This window comes from Enterococcus sp. 9E7_DIV0242 (genome assembly GCF_002140975.2).
Classification (GTDB): domain Bacteria; phylum Bacillota; class Bacilli; order Lactobacillales; family Enterococcaceae; genus Enterococcus_L; species Enterococcus_L clewellii.
This window is the reverse complement of record NZ_CP147247.1, coordinates 1,163,010-1,179,133: the sequence shown is the minus strand read 5'-3', so window position 1 is coordinate 1,179,133 and position 16,124 is coordinate 1,163,010. Positions and strand designations below refer to the sequence as shown.

General features: G+C 38.4%; 12 protein-coding genes and 1 riboswitch. Of the genes, 10 read left to right on the top strand and 2 right to left on the bottom strand.

Going from position 1 to position 16,124, the window contains the following annotated elements:
• The first annotated feature begins 205 nt into the window (after positions 1-205).
• Entirely contained in the window at positions 206-1,468 is a 1,263-nt protein-coding gene (gene tyrS, locus A5888_RS05505; protein ID WP_086348188.1) for a tyrosine--tRNA ligase, read from the top strand.
• 254 nt (positions 1,469-1,722) lie between these two features.
• On the opposite strand, the gene A5888_RS05500 is transcribed toward tyrS, so the two are convergent.
• On the bottom strand, positions 1,723-2,061 hold the full coding sequence (locus tag A5888_RS05500; RefSeq protein WP_086348187.1) for an iron chaperone: 339 nt from the start codon (positions 2,059-2,061) through the stop codon (positions 1,723-1,725).
• 305 nt (positions 2,062-2,366) lie between these two features.
• Here A5888_RS05500 and A5888_RS05495 point away from each other — a divergent pair, with 305 nt between their 5' ends.
• The 8 genes from A5888_RS05495 (at position 2,367) to trxB (ending at position 10,608) form a co-directional block, all read left to right on the top strand.
• Positions 2,367-3,047 carry a YdeI/OmpD-associated family protein gene (locus A5888_RS05495; RefSeq protein WP_086348186.1) on the top strand — a complete coding sequence of 227 codons (681 nt, stop codon included), beginning with the start codon at positions 2,367-2,369 and terminating at the stop codon, positions 3,045-3,047.
• A complete protein-coding gene (locus A5888_RS05490; protein WP_086348185.1) occupies positions 3,044-3,496 on the top strand; it encodes a DUF1801 domain-containing protein in 453 nt (150 codons plus the stop codon). Before A5888_RS05495 ends, A5888_RS05490 begins: the two co-directional genes overlap by 4 nt.
• Before the next feature lie 170 nt (positions 3,497-3,666).
• A complete protein-coding gene (locus A5888_RS05485; protein WP_086348184.1) occupies positions 3,667-4,557 on the top strand; it encodes a deoxyribonuclease IV in 891 nt (296 codons plus the stop codon).
• A 266-nt stretch (positions 4,558-4,823) separates the two neighbouring features.
• Positions 4,824-5,045: a YneF family protein gene (locus tag A5888_RS05480; protein ID WP_086348183.1), complete on the top strand. Its 222-nt coding sequence runs from the start codon at positions 4,824-4,826 to the stop codon at positions 5,043-5,045.
• A gap of 192 nt (positions 5,046-5,237) precedes the next feature.
• Complete coding sequence (locus A5888_RS05475) at positions 5,238-6,989, top strand: ABC transporter ATP-binding protein (RefSeq protein WP_086348182.1); 1,752 nt, start codon at positions 5,238-5,240, stop codon at positions 6,987-6,989.
• Positions 6,989-8,770, top strand: coding sequence for an ABC transporter ATP-binding protein (locus tag A5888_RS05470; RefSeq protein ID WP_086348181.1), 1,782 nt, complete (start codon positions 6,989-6,991; stop codon positions 8,768-8,770). The genes A5888_RS05475 and A5888_RS05470 overlap by 1 nt, the downstream gene beginning before the upstream one ends.
• Positions 8,771-8,873: 103 nt before the next feature.
• Positions 8,874-9,449 carry a GNAT family N-acetyltransferase gene (locus A5888_RS05465; protein ID WP_212647172.1) on the top strand — a complete coding sequence of 192 codons (576 nt, stop codon included), beginning with the start codon at positions 8,874-8,876 and terminating at the stop codon, positions 9,447-9,449.
• Positions 9,450-9,672: 223 nt separating this feature from the next.
• Entirely contained in the window at positions 9,673-10,608 is a 936-nt protein-coding gene (gene trxB, locus A5888_RS05460; protein ID WP_086348364.1) for a thioredoxin-disulfide reductase, read from the top strand.
• A 204-nt stretch (positions 10,609-10,812) separates the two neighbouring features.
• On the opposite strand, the gene A5888_RS05455 is transcribed toward trxB, so the two are convergent.
• The gene (locus tag A5888_RS05455; RefSeq protein WP_339101979.1) at positions 10,813-12,183 is read right to left on the bottom strand and encodes a DUF3329 domain-containing protein; all 1,371 of its coding nucleotides are present in this window, start codon (positions 12,181-12,183) and stop codon (positions 10,813-10,815) included.
• A 382-nt stretch (positions 12,184-12,565) separates the two neighbouring features.
• Positions 12,566-12,734: riboswitch (M-box (ykoK) riboswitch) on the top strand.
• A 239-nt stretch (positions 12,735-12,973) separates the two neighbouring features.
• Between A5888_RS05455 and mgtA the strand changes: the two genes are divergently transcribed.
• Positions 12,974-15,586 (top strand): magnesium-translocating P-type ATPase, encoded by a 2,613-nt coding sequence (mgtA, locus tag A5888_RS05450; RefSeq protein WP_086348180.1) that lies wholly within the window; start codon positions 12,974-12,976, stop codon positions 15,584-15,586.
• Positions 15,587-16,124: the final 538 nt, after the last annotated feature.

Below are 16,124 nucleotides of genomic sequence, written 5' to 3'. Positions count from 1 at the left end.
AAACTTCACCTCAGTATGTCAATTCGTATATTCCGTGATATTATAGCAAAAAAAACGAGTAATGAACAGTTGTTCCGGTTTTTATCGTAAAATCTTTAATTTCTTGAAGAAAAAGCTAGGTTTTATCTTTTATTTGACCTGTGAATCAGTTAATATGAGAAGACAGGGCAATTGCTCCGTGAAAATGAGTCCGGGAGGAAAAGAAATGAGCACAGATTTTTTTGATGAGCTGAAGGCACGCGGTCTCGTTCATCAAACGACCGATGAAGAAGCGTTAAAAAAACAATTGAATGAAGAGTCTGTCAAGCTTTATATTGGGTTTGACCCGACAGCTGACAGTTTACATATCGGCCATTTATTGCCGATTTTGATGTTACGACGTTTTCAGCTGAATGGCCATGTACCGATTGCTTTAGTAGGTGGCGGCACAGGGATGATTGGCGATCCATCTTTCAAGGATGCGGAGCGTAGCTTGAATACGCTAGATACTGTGAAGAACTGGTCTGATAGTATCAAGGGTCAGCTTTCTCGCTTTATTGATTTTGAAGATGAAACAAATCCGGCAATCCTAGCAAATAACTATGATTGGTTAGGAGAAATCTCTCTAATCGATTTCTTGAGAGATGTAGGGAAAAACTTTACCATCAATTATATGATGAGTAAAGAGAGCGTGAAGCGTCGAATTGAAACGGGGATCTCTTATACGGAGTTTGCTTATCAGTTGCTTCAAGCCTATGATTTCTTAAAATTATATGAAACACAAGGTTGCTTGTTGCAGCTTGGCGGAAGCGACCAATGGGGGAACATTACCTCTGGAATCGAGTTGCTACGTCGTGAAAAAGAAGTGCAAGGCTTTGGTTTGACCATGCCTTTGATTACGAAGGCTGATGGTACAAAATTTGGAAAGACAGAAGGAAATGCGGTTTGGTTAGATGCAGACAAAACCTCTCCTTATGAGTTTTACCAGTTTTGGATCAATACAGATGACCGAGATGCAATGAAATTCCTGAAATACTTTACTTTCTTGACAATGGAAGAAATTGCTGAAATTGAAAAAGAGTTCACAGAAGCGCCGGAAAAACGTGCGGCTCAAAAGGCCTTGGCAAAAGAAGTAACAACCTTGGTTCATGGAGCAGAGGCGTATGAGCAAGCGGTAAAAATTTCAAAAGCATTGTTCAGCGGAGAAATCAAAGAGCTAAATGCGCAAGAGATCCTTCAAGGCTTTAAGGATGTTCCTTCTTATGAAGTACAAAAAGAAGATTCATTGAACATCGTTGAATTGCTTATTGCCGCAAAAATTGAACCCTCTAAACGTCAAGCTAGAGAAGATGTGCAGAATGGTGCAATTTACATCAATGGCGAGCGAATGCAAGATGTCGCTGCAGAGCTGTCTGATGCTGACAAGATCGAAGGACAATTTACTGTTGTTCGTAGAGGAAAGAAAAAATATTTCTTGCTAAAATACTAAAAACATAAAGAACAGGAAGGATCATTTTTATATGGTCAGTCCTGTTCTTTTTATCTGATTAAAACTTGGCTGAAGTTACTTCCTTATATCTTGGTAGGCCCATTTTTTGTCTCATATCATTCATTCCTACATTCGAATCTTTGGACTATGGGCAAGCATCCAAGAAAAACGCTATGATAGATAATGAATACATCATGCGAAAGCTTCTAAGAGTAGTAGCAAGGAAGCAGAGCGTACGAAAAGCTAGGTTCCGGTCAATTGAGATTTTCATTCTTTCTAAATAGCACAATGTCACGAATTAATGGCCACGGCAGCTCTTTGTCTAAAGGGAACTGGATGGCTCCTTTGGATGTCTTGTAGCTTGTAAGCCTGTCTTGAAAGGCTGTTACAGCTGATGGTGTGGGATAAAAGCCAATATGGTTTTTTGCGATGGAAAAATGAACAAGGTTTCCTTTTAGATAAAAGGTCGGCATACCATACGATATTTTTTCTTCAGCTTCGGGCACTGTCTTTTGGATGAAATGATAAAGCTCTGTTAGTGTAGCTCTTCTTTCAACTGGTGCTTCTTGGATATATTTTTCTATTGAATTCATTAGGTTCTCCCTTTCATAGAGGCTCGTTTATTTAGAGTCAGTATTAAAAATAACTTATAAAAAATGTCCACCATGTGCTGCTTCTTACAGTATACCGTGTTTTCATAGAAATTGCTGTGGAGGATTCTTTCTTTCAATGGAGACAATGATTCAACTTAGAAGGAAGACGTAATAGTTTGCTTTAAAGAGATGCTCATTCTCTCATTCTCTTGATGTTTCAATAGCTTCAGGTGATTCATAATGGTTTCACGAACGAGAAAATGATAAACTGAAAGCGTAATATAAGAAAATGGGGAGAGAAGCATATGGTTCGTTCAATTACTGATAAACTACAATTAGCAACATACAAAAAGAAAATGATTTTGAATCGTCCTTCTGCTGAGTACTTCTCTGATCTATCATTTGAAGAAACAGCATGGTCTGACCAAAAGGTTGATTTGATTCTTGCATTTGTCAAAGATATAGAAGAATTTAAACAGCTGGTAGGTCATGTTAAGGAGAAAAATGCGTTGAATGAAGAGGGGCTTTTATATGTTGCTTATCCTAAAAAAGGAAATAAAAAGTATGATACTTATATTCATCGTGATGAAATTTTCCCCGCACTGCGTGTAAATGAGGACGACGGCTACATTGAAGGAACATCGTTAAAGTTCAATAGAATGGTCAGCCTTGATGAGGTGTTCACGATTGTCGGCATCAAGAATGCGGTGAAAAAGAGTACGGTGAAGACGAAAAGTCAAACGGTTCATGATTATACTACGCTTGTTCCAAAAATTGAAGAGGTAGTTGCTGAGAATCCTAAAGCTGCAAAGGTGTTTTCGACGTTGACTCCAGGCTATCAAAGAGGCTGGGCGCAATATATATTCAGTGCGAAGCAAGTAGCTACACAGGAAAAAAGAAAAGCAGAGATGATTCGTCTTTTAGAACAAGGCTTCAAATCAAAAGAACTGTATCGACAGTCTATCGCTCGAGAGGAAAATCAATGAATAATATAGAAGAATATATGCAAGAAATCGATCCTAAATGGCAGGAGTCATACAAGAGGCTTTTGACACTTCTAAAACAAAAAATTCCAACTGGCTTTGAATTAGTTTGGCAGTATGATATGCCAACATTTATTGTCCCATTGACAGAGTTCCCGAACGGCTATCTTGGAAGGCAAGATGAGGGGCTTCCTTTTATCAGTGTAGCTGCTCAAAAAAGGCATCTTTCCCTATATCATATGGGATTGATGGGAAACAAAGAGCTGCTTACATGGTTTCAAGAGGAATACCAGAAGCAAATGCCGACAAAGCTGAATATGGGGAAAAGCTGTATTCGATTCACTAATCCTAAAACCATTCCTTATGAGCTTTTGGGCGAACTAGCTACTAAGATAACCATGGAAGAATGGATCAGCCAATATGAGAAGTTTGCAGTAAAGAAAAAGTCTTGAGTACAGTTGATTGGTAATGATCGGATGATTAGAAATCAATAAATGATTTACTAGTGGAGGATTGTGAGATTAGTAGATCTGTCTTATTATGTTTTATATAAAAGCAAAAAGATTGTCTTTTGCTAGATTTTCCCGTACTCTGAAAAGGATGAGAATTAAGGAGGAACAAGATGTTAATTGGATCACATGTTAGTATGAGCGGTAAAAAAATGTTGCTAGGTGCTGCTGAAGAGGCAGCCAGCTACAAAGCATCAACATTTATGATTTATACGGGGGCGCCCCAAAATACAAGACGTAAACCGATCGAGGAACTGAATATTGAGGCGGGGAAAGCGTTTATGAAGGAGCATGGCATCAGTAATATTGTAGTTCATGCGCCATATATCATTAATCTTGGCAACACAATCAAGCCTGAAAATTTTGGCTTTGCTACAGAATTTCTACGTCAGGAAATCCAACGGGCACAAGCTTTAGGTGCCACGCAAATTACGTTACACCCAGGGGCTCATGTAGGGGCTGGAGTAGATGCAGGGTTAAAACAAATTATCAAAGGATTGGATGAGGTTCTTTCCAAAGACCAAATTCCGCAAATTGCGCTAGAAACGATGGCTGGCAAGGGAACAGAGCTTGGACGTACATTTGAAGAGCTGGCAACAATCATCGAAGGGGTAACCTTGAATGAAAAGCTATCTGTGACTTTTGATACCTGTCATACGAATGATGCTGGTTATAATGTCAAAGAAGACTTTGATGGCGTGTTGGAGGAGTTTGATCGAATCATCGGATTGGATCGTTTGAAGGTCATTCATGTCAATGACTCAAAAAATCCAATGGCTTCTCATAAGGATCGCCACGCCAACATTGGCTTTGGTATGATTGGCTTTGAGGCGTTGAACAAGATTGTCCACCATGATAAGCTGATTGAATTGCCAAAAATTTTGGAGACACCTTATGTTGGTGAGGACAAAAAGAATAAGAAAGCCCCTTATGGATTTGAAATCGAAAGGTTTGCTGCAGGTACATTTGATCCGGAACTATTGGAAAAAATCGAAGCACAATAAGCAATTGTTGTGTAGAGCATGTATAAATAAGCAAGGAAAAAATTTGAATCAAGGTGTTTTAAAAATTTCTTTTGAGGAATCTTTTAAAATGCCTTTTCTTTTTGTGGTGTTTCTAGTAAAATGTTTTCTTGAGAGCAATTAAAAGAGAATTGCATCTACAATAAACTATTTAAAAAATTAAAGCTTGTAATGGATAGCAATGTTTTTCGCTTTTCAAAAGAAAAACAGTACTCATTCGCTTTTAAGATGGAAAGGAGAGATTTAGTATGTCAACAGGAGTAGTAGTTTTAATCGCAGTTATCGCTTTGATCGCAGGTGCGGTAGGCGGATTTTTCCTTGCCCGTAAAGCAATGCAGGACCATCTCAAAAAGAATCCTCCCGTTAATGAGGATATGTTACGAATGATGATGGCATCAATGGGACAGAAGCCTTCTGAGAAGAAGATTCGTCAAATGATGCAACAGATGAAAAACCAAGGAGACAAGTAGTCTTCCTATCATCACAATTTCGAGCACAACGGGCAGATTTTTTTGCCCGTTTTTTTGTGTCTAAAAAATGAGGATAGGTTGTCTGCGAAGTTCAGAAATATCCTAGTAAAGGAGCTTTTAAAATGAAAGAAAAACTATTGGAACAGGTGATAAGCCGAAGAAAGTAAGTGTTTTGTAGAAGGGGGAAAACAGATGTCTGTTTTTAGAAAGTTAGGCTGGTTTTTTAAGAAAGAAAAAAGAAGTTATGTGATCGGTGTTTTTGCTCTAGTCATGGTAGCAATTGTTCAATTGATCCCACCAAAAGTAATTGGGGTTGTCGTAGATATTATTGCAAGTGAGGAGTTTACCTTTACCCGTATCCTTTTTTGGGTAGGTGTCTTATTAACTGCAGCAATCGCACAGTATATTTTTCGTTATATTTGGCGGAAGTACATTTGGGGAAGTGCGGCAAATCTGGAAAAAGACTTGCGGAGGCAGCTGTTTCATCATTTTACTCGAATGGACAGTATCTTCTACCAAAATCATCGTACAGGAGATTTGATGGCCCATGCGACGAATGACTTAAATGCGATCCAGAATGTAGCAGGTGCAGGGATCCTGACCTTTGCTGATTCATTTATCACAGGCGGCAGTACGATCATTGCGATGATTTTGTTCGTTGATTGGCGTCTGACCTTGATTGCGTTGATTCCGTTACCGCTCTTGGCAGTCATGTCTCGAATCATTGGTTCGAAGCTTCATGATGCGTTTCGAGATTCGCAAGCGGCTTTCTCAACAATCAATGATAAGACGCAAGAGAGTATTACTGGCATGAAGGTCATCAAAACCTTTGGTCAGGAAAAAGAAGATATTCAGGATTTTACTGAAAAAATAGAGGATGCAATCATAAAAAATAAACGTGTGAACCTTTTAGATGCGTTGTTTGATCCATTTATTACGTTGATCATTGGCATTTCTTATGTTTTGACGATCATTGTTGGTGGGAATTTCATTATGGATGGAACGATTTCAATTGGTCAGTTGGTTTCTTTTATTAGTTATATCGGTATGCTGGTTTGGCCGATGTTTGCGATTGGTCGGCTGTTCAATGTGTTAGAGCGTGGGAATGCCAGCTATGATCGAGTGAATGAGCTGTTGCATGAAAAGACCCATATCATTGAGAAAAAAGATGCGATTCAAACACCTGCGAAAGGGACGTTGACTATGGCAGTTTCTTCCTTCAGCTATCCGAAAGAGGAAGACTCAGCGTTGGAGGATATCAACTTTTCGATCAATGAGGGAGAAACATTAGGAATCGTAGGGAAAACAGGTGCTGGAAAGACGACAGTAATAAAACTGTTGATGAGAGAATATGACCATTATCAAGGAGCGATTCAAATGGGCGGCCATGACATCAAGGACTATTCTTTGGACGCGCTGCTTACGGGAATCGGTTATGTACCTCAGGATCATTTCCTGTTTTCAATGTCGGTTCGGGATAATATTCGATTCGCTGCACCAAACCTGCCACAGGAAGCTGTAGAGAAAGCTGCGAAGACTGCTTATATCGATGAAGATATCAAAGGCTTTGCTGACGGCTATGATACGATGGTTGGTGAACGTGGGGTTTCTCTATCAGGAGGTCAGCGACAACGACTATCAATTGCCAGAGCAGCAATTATCGATCCGGAGTTGTTGATTTTAGATGATGCGCTATCAGCAGTCGATGCGAAAACCGAGGAAGCGATTTTGACGAATCTGAAGGCTGCAAGAAAGAATAAAACGACGATTATTTCTGCACATCGTCTTAGCAGTGTGATGCATGCTGAGGATATCATCGTTTTGGATGAAGGGCGAATCATTGAGCGCGGCTCGCATAAAGAGCTGTTATCAGCTAACGGCTGGTACAAGCGAATGTGGGACAAGCAACAGCTGGAAGCGAAAATAGAAGGGAGTGAAGCTTAATGGAAGAACAACAGTCGGCATGGACGAAATCGATCCCTGTGAAAGAGCAGGTAACGATCGTGAAGCGCTTATTTAAGTATGCTAAACCCTTTCGAACAACCTTTGCGGCAGCAATTGGGTTCGCTTTTGTCTTATCGGTAATCAATGCGATTTTGCCAAGAATCATCCAGACGTTAATGGATAACTATTTGACGTCCAAAACTGCGACAAGCCAAATCATCTATTGGTTCGCAGGGATGTATTTGTTTGGGATTATTGTGAAGAGTATCATCTGGTTTTTCCAGTGGTTCTTGTATTCGATGGCTTCACTGAAAACGTATCAATACATCCGCGTAAAGTTGTTTGAGAAATTACAAACATTGGGGATGCGCTATTTTGATCAGACGCCTGCCGGATCGATCGTTTCACGAGTAACAAATGACACAGAGACGCTTTTTGAATTCTGGTATGTCTTTTTAATGGTTTTAACGGGTGTTTTTGCTGTACTCTCCTCATTTGTGGGGATGTTTCAGATCGACAAAAAAATTGCCCTGTGTGTGCTAGTGTTTCTGCCAATTCTGCTGGCAGTCATTGGTTATTATCAAAAATTTAGCTCACGTATTTACCGAAATATGCGGGAAAAACTGAGTCAGCTGAATACGAAGCTGAATGAGTATATATCAGGCATGCAGATCATCCAACAATTCCGTCAAGAAAAGCGTTTGGAGAGTGAATTTGAAACGACGAATGAAGAATATCTGCAAACAAAGCTTGCGATGATTCGTGTAAACTCTTTGTTGCTAAGCCCAATCATCAATTTACTTTATGCTCTGGCGGTGTCTGCTGTTTTGACCCTCTTTGGATTTGATGCGTTGGAATCACCAATCAAAGTGGGGCTGGTTTATGCTTTTGTGACTTATGTACAAGCATTCTTTCAACCAATGACTCAAATGATGGATTTCTTAAGTATATTCACCGATGGAATAGTTGCAGGCAGTCGGATCTTAAAAATCTTTGATACAGAGGAACTGACACCGCAACAGGATGACAAGGCAACTGGAGAAATAAAACGAGGGAAAATTGAGTTTCGAGATGTCAGCTTCTCTTATGATGGCACAAATTACGTGTTAAAAAATATTAGCTTTATTGCAAATCCTGGCGAAACAATTGCGTTGGTTGGTCATACCGGAAGTGGGAAAAGCTCGATTATCAATGTGTTGATGCGTTTCTATGAATTTTATGAGGGCGAGATATTGATTGATGATCGTGACATTCGTGAGTATCCGATGACTGAGCTGCGCGAAAAAATGGGGCTGGTCCTTCAAGATGCGTTCATGTTTTATGGCGATATTGCGGGGAATATTCGAATGCTGAATCCGAGTATTACAGATGAACAAATCAGAGAAGCAGCTCGCTTTGTTCAAGCAGACAAGTTCATTGAAACATTACCTAAACGTTATCAGGCGAAAGTGATCGAGCGTGGCGCCAGCTATTCTAGTGGACAACGTCAATTGATTTCCTTCGCTCGAACCATGGTCACCGATCCAAAAATTTTAGTATTGGATGAGGCGACAGCCAATATTGACACAGAGACAGAGGGCTTGATTCAAGAAGGCCTTGCTAATATGAGACAAGGTAGAACAACGATTGCCATTGCCCATCGACTTTCGACAATCCGTGATGCTGATCTGATTTTGGTTCTTGAAAAAGGAAACATTGTTGAACAGGGAAGTCATGAAATGCTGCTGGCAGAACAAGGACTCTATGCAGATATGTACAAATTACAGAATAGCGAAGTATAATAGAAGATATCTATTTAGCTGACAGCAGAGGAGCGATCGTGTCGGATATGAGACGGATTGCAACTTGGCTGTCAGCTTTTTATTAATGATGGGAGGGTCGGTAGTGATTACTACAGAGCGAACGATTTTAAGACATTTTCAGAGGGCCGATTTGTTCCCTTTGCATGCTTATGCAAAGCTAGTTGGTATTGGCGAAAGTGCTGGTTGGAGGCATCATGAATCGCTGGAAGAGACCCAGCAAATGCTGACCAATTTTTTAAAGAATAATCAGGTATATGCGATTTTTAGTCTACGGGAGCAAGAAGTGATCGGACATATTTCTGTCCATAACGATTCTGAGGCAGGGAGAGCAGACACAAAAGAGCTAGGGTTTGTGCTACACCCTGACCATCAAAATAAAGGAATCATGACTGAGGTGATTGAGGCGATGCTAGATCATTTATTTTCCAATGGTATTCATTTTGTATATGCATGCTGTTTCCAACAAAATAGTGCCTCTAAACGAGTGATTGAAAAGTGTGGATTTTTATTTGAACAGGAAGGTGAGTTTTTCTCTGAATCTTTAAATCAGCGATTCGACTCTTATGACTATTTATTTACCAAAGAGCGCTGGAAGCAAAAGGTAGATGCTGCACTCAAATCTAAAAAAATGAATTCCAAAATAAACGAAATATGGTAAGATAGGATAGGTCAATACTTAGGCAGAAAAGTAGACAATCAAGTAGTTAGGTTGTAAAGTGAATATACTTGATTAAGAGACTAAATTGCTTTGTTGTTTTAGCTTTGTTTCAAGAGTACATAGTGAAATCTTATTTTGATAGAGAGCTATATTGTGCAAACTAAGCAAGTGAGTGTGAGAAAATCGCGCGAACACTTTTATAAAGAGAAGAGGAAGATGAATGATGTATGATGTAATTATAATCGGTGCAGGCCCTGCTGGAATGACAGCAGCACTTTATGCCTCCCGTTCAAACTTATCTGTTTTGATGATTGAAAGAGGTGTTCCTGGTGGGCAGATGAACAATACTGCTGAAATCGAAAATTATCCAGGCTTTGATTCGATCATGGGTCCCGATTTATCGATGAAAATGTATGAAAGTGTAGAAAAATTTGGCACAGAAAATGTCTATGGTATGGTTCAGGATATCAAGGATCATGGCAGTTACAAGGAAATCATCTGTGAAGACACGACCTATCAAGGGAAATCTGTAATCATTGCAACAGGCTGTGTTCATAGAAAACTAGGTGTTGCAGGAGAAGAAGAATATGCGGGCCGTGGCGTTTCTTATTGTGCAGTTTGTGACGGTGCGTTCTTCCGGAATAAACAGTTGATGGTCATTGGTGGCGGCGATTCAGCCGTTGAAGAAGCCATTTATTTGACTCAGTTTGCATCAAAAGTAACGATTGTCCATCGTAGAGATGAGCTGCGTGCCCAAAAAATCATTCAGGATCGTGCATTTGCAAACGAAAAAATTGCTTTCGAGTGGGATACTGTTCTGGAAGAAATCGTGGGTAACGACATGGTTGTTACAGGCGTACAATTGAAGAACGTTAAAACAGAGACTGTGAAAGAAGTCGCTGCTGACGGCGTGTTCATCTACGTGGGCTTAGATCCGCTGACAGAACCGTTCAGAAACAGTGGCATCACGAATGAAGAAGGCTGGATCATCACTGATCAAGAAATGAGAACTGCAATACCAGGTGTATATGCAATCGGCGATGTTCGTGAAAAAACACTACGTCAAATCACAACAGCTGTTGGTGAGGGTGGTATTGCCGGACAACAGGTATACAATTACCTTGAGTCTCTGAAAGAAGAAGCAACAGTTAGTGAATAAATAGAAAAATTCATTTACTTAGAGATAATCTAGGTGAATGGATTTTTTTGATCTAATGGTACTATAATTATGTCCTGTGTATATAAAGATATGTTGTATGCTAATCTAAAAGAAATAGACTTGTTTTTTCACTTATTTCAGAGTAAGAGAGAAAACAAGTCTGTTTGATTTCAAAAGCTAAAAATTAAAGAGAGGCTGAGTAAATCATTCTTCTACTCGTCCCTCAATTGATTTTACTCCGTAGTACTTAGCCATCCAACTATTGAACCAAGCATCAGGAGATTCGGACAAATTATTTGTTCCATTGTAAGCATTATATAGATTGTCAGTTTGCTTGTGAATTGAAATAATCACATGACTATCGGGATCGCTAGTCTCTACTATTTTTACACCCCGTATTACTGTTTTATAGGTATTATAATTATCAATGAAAACGTAACTATATGATACTAAGAATGGGACTATGCACAAAATAAGGAATATTGCTTTTAGTTTTCTAGAAAAGATAACGTGATTTTTGTAATAGTTTAATAGGATATCTACTAAATATATTGTGGCAATAATCAAAAAAACAACAGAGCCAAAAAGTGTTCTCAATGGGTATTGGTCTGACAATGCTAAAGAATAAAGTGAAGCAGCAGATCCGATTAAAAATGCGAAGAGGAATATCAAGTCATTTTTTTTAATCATCTTCCGTAGGATTAAAACTAAGAAGAGTAAGAAAAAAATTATCAGTAACAAGTTTAAATGTTCAAAATAGCATTTTTGTAATTGAGATATAGAATGTTTTATTTGAGACCAATCAATATTTATATCACTTCTATTTTTTGCTCCAGGTGATTGTATCAATACATAACTTCCAACAAATCCAGTAATAATGCAACCTAACTGCCAAAACCTTATTTTATAATTGTCAAAATAATTAAATAAAAAAAAGATACCCAAAATACTAATAGCTGCGGGACCAGAGTTCTCATTCGTCGCTCCTGCAAAAAATGAAAAAGTAAACGCGATTAAACATAACATCCAACTGCTCTTTTTATTGTTATTTATTAGAAAGAACAGGATAACTGAGCAATATATCAAGGCTGTCCATAAGTAATTTCCTGATCCGGAAACCCAAAGTACTGTTTTTCCAAACTCGGGAATAAAGAACCAAAGGAGAATTAAAGTAATAGCAAAATGAAAACCTGTGATTTTGCTATTTCTATAATTGGACACGATAGCAGTAATGACTAATGCTAATAGGATGAATGCAATACTATTGATAATATTAAAATAAACTTTGTCAAACTGCATGAAGAGCTGTACTAATGTATGTCCAACAAAGCGTCCGTTCCATGTCAAGTAATGATTCCATTGGGAATGAAGCAAATCCCATAGTCCTGTAATTTCTTTTGTTGCACTATTGGGCATGAAATCTTGGTAAAAAAAATGGTAAATATAATCATCTGATGTATACCAAGTAATTGAGTTAAGAATAAATAGAAAAATAAAGGCAATAACACTGATAATATATAGGCTAGAGTTACCTTGTTTCTGCTCTTGTATGTGGTGACGTGAACGTCTGTTCATTTTATTTTTTTCTCTCCTTATAAATAGTGAGCATAAATATCATTTTTCAATAACTAGAATGGCATTTTGAGTAAATTGATTTAACTTCTCCATTCTTATTGGTAGGATGGAGATGAATACCACCATTTATTTTAGCATATATCCTTTAGCATTCTAACTATTTTTTTGTCTTTTTAACAATTTTATCTAATTGTTTTATCGAATAAATATAACAAGAATATTTAAAATTATATATAATGGTTAAAGGAAATTTGTAATCACTCTAAATCGATGCTTGTCATAAATAGCGAATCAATAACAATGAAAAAAATAAAAAAACGGTTGTATTTGTTTTGACTTTTATTAGAGAATCATTTATTATGAATTTGATTGAAGAATTGAATAGATGAATTGTTAGGTGAGGCTCCTATATGGACATATGCTGCTGCCGCGAAAGAATCGAGAGACTCTTAGTTGGTTGAACAGGGATGGTCGTGAAGGTCATCCATAATGTAGCTGATAAGAAATTATCTACGCCCTATAGTGCTAAAGCTCAACGATGGAGAAGATAATTATGCCTTTTAATGCCGCATACTCTGTTGTTGAGTGTGCGGTTTTTTCGTTTGTTTTTTGAAAAGCTACGAAAGACTGCATAAATGATTTTCAGAATATTTGATTTTTAAATAAGCGTACAGAGAGGAAGATTATCATGGAAGACCCACATCAGAGGCGAAGCAAAAATAATCTTTACCTGGCTGGATAGATAGAATGTTTCCTTTCTCCGTCAGGTAAAATACGGGGGGAAAGTATCATGATGAATAAAAAATTAACAGAAATTAGAAAAGGAACAAAAGAACAAGAGCTAAAGAAATTAGCTCTGCTGTCTGAAAGAGAATTGATGATGGAATTGCGGACATCTGAGAAAGGATTGTCTGAAGAAGATGCAGAAAAACGTTTGGAGGAATATGGTCCGAACGAGATATCTGCTCAAAAACCGACACCTGCTGTGTTGATGTTCCTTGAAGCATTCAAAGATCCATTTGTTTATGTACTGGCATTATTGATGATTGTATCCGCACTAACTAAGGACTTTGAAGCAGCAATTGTAATGGGATTGATGATTTTGGCTAGTGTTGTCATCACGTTTATCCAAGAATATCGTTCACAAAAAGCCAGCTTGGCATTGAAAGAACTGATTGAAAATACGACAGCAGTAACCAGAGAGGGCGTAACGAGAGAAATTCCGATGGATGAAGTGGTTCCGGGAGATATCATTACGTTGGCAACAGGCGATATGATTCCGGCAGATGCTGTGCTGATTTGGACGAAGGATTTGTTTATCAACCAGTCTTCGTTGACAGGAGAATCAATGCCTGTCGAAAAATTTGTCGATGCCGGTGTTGAAAAGAATCAGCAGGATATATCGGCTTTAGATATGCAGGACCTAGTATTTATGGGAACCGATGTATTAAGTGGTCAGGGAAAAGCAATTATATTGAAAACCGGCCAGAACACGTTCTTTGGAGATATTGCTAAGAATGCTACGACACAACGAGGAAAAACATCGTTTGATATTGGATTGACAAAGGTCAGTAAATTCTTGCTGCGAATGGTCATGGTCCTATTTCCAATTGTTTTCTTGATCAATGGTCTGACAAAAGGGGAGTGGAGTGAAGCCTTTTTCTTCGCAATTGCAGTCGCTGTCGGCTTAACACCTGAAATGTTGCCGATGATCGTGACAAGTAACCTTGCAAAAGGTGCACTGAGCTTATCGAAGCATAAAGTTATTGTAAAAGAGTTGCCATCTATCCAAAATTTAGGTGGCATGGATGTTCTATGTACAGATAAAACTGGCACAATCACGGAAGATAGAGTCGTACTCGTACAACACTTGAATCCTTTAGGGATTGAAAATGACCAAGTTTTAGATATGGCATTTTTAAACTCACATTATCAAACTGGTTGGAAGAACCTAATGGATATTGCGGTAATCAACTTTTACGCAGAAAATGAGCGTGAAACACCTTTTAAATCAATAGCTAAACTGGATGAGATACCGTTTGACTTTTCTCGGAGACGACTGACGGTGGTTGTAAATGCCGATGGGCACCAATTCATGGTAACAAAAGGTGCAGTGGAAGAGATGGAAGAGGTGTGTACGCATGCTGAAATTGATGGACAAATCGTTCCGCTGACTGCTGAACTACGCCAAAAAATGCGAGATGTCAATCGCCGAATGAACGAGCAAGGCATGCGTGTAATCGCAGTTGCAGTGAAAAAAGATGTGCATAACGAAGCAATCTATAGTACTGATGACGAAAAGAATATGACTTTGATTGGTTTTATGGGCTTCTTAGATCCAGCGAAGAAATCTGCTATTACAGCGATCAAATCCCTTCATGAGCATGGCGTTAATGTAAAGGTGCTGACAGGAGATAACGATATCGTTGCTAAAAAGGTTTGTGGGGATGTAGGAATCGAGGTTTCTCATGTTGTTTTAGGAACTGAAATCGATGAGATGTCCGACGAACAATTAGAAGAAGAAGTGGAAATGACGAACCTCTTTGCGAAGCTAAACCCTATGCAAAAATCAAGAATCATTGAAACGCTGCAAAAGAATGGTCATACGGTAGGGTTTATGGGTGATGGAATCAATGATGCACCTGCATTGCGTAAAGCAGATGTTGGGATTTCAGTGGATACAGCAGCAGATATTACCAAGGATGCAAGCTCTATTATCTTATTAGAGAAGAGCCTAAATGTGTTGGAAGCAGGCGTTATTGAAGGAAGGAAAGTCTTCAGTAACATGATGAAATACATCAAGATCACAATCAGCTCAAACTTTGGGAATGTGTTCTCTATCTTGGTTGCCAGTGCGTTCTTACCGTTTTTACCAATGTTATCTATTCAACTGCTGATCCAAAACCTGATTTATGATGTGGCTCAGTTGACGATTCCTTGGGATAATGTGGATGAAGAAGAACTGTTGAAACCTGTACGTTGGGAAATAAAAAGTATGGCGAAATTCACACTGTGCATTGGTCCAGTCAGCAGTATTTTCGATATCATGACCTATCTGGTCATGTGGTTCGTGTTTGGTGCGAATACGATTGCCAACCAAAGCTTGTTCCAAACAGGTTGGTTCGTGGTCGGTTTGGTAAGTCAAACCTTGGTCGTTCATATGGTACGGACAAGAAAGTTGCCATTTATTCAAAGTATTGCTTCTGCTCCGGTTCTGTTGACAAGCTTAGGCGCGATTCTTATGGGGATCGTAATTGTCTTGACACCAATAAGATCTGTCTTTGAATTTACCGCACTACCTACTGCTTATTGGGGCTGGTTTGTTGCAATCATTGTATTGTACTTGATTGCAGTAGAATTTGCGAAACGATTATATATCCATATAACCAAAGAATGGATTTAAGTGAATAAGCAAGAGAAGACGAGGGAACCGGATGATTTTCTGTTCCCTCGTCTTCTCTATTTTTTTGCTATTAATGAAAAAATGAGGGCTCAAATTGATAATGTTTCACCAACAGCCTGACCTCGTACTTTAGTGAGAAAGGAATGTTTAATAGTATCAATTTTTTTCGAAATTTTGAAAATTATTGATAAAAGTAAGATGATTTTGGAAGGGGTATCATTGGCAAGTTAAGGATTGAACAAGTACAATAAGAATGAATAAGTAAAACAGGCACTAAACTGTTATACAAAATCTTAAAAAACAATATAACAGATATTAAAATAATATAGAAACAGCTGTAAAACAGACTGAAGCAATTTTTTGATTGTGATTTCCATCACTATTAGTGCGTTTAAAAGGTTCTATGAGTAGCTTGCTTTTTAAAAATAAACCAAGTTCTTTTACTTGCTCTTTTTGAGATTTAATGATAATTTGTATATGTAATCGAGAAAGTGATACAGTTTTAATTGCTGTTTCATTTTTTTGAATAAAAGAATCG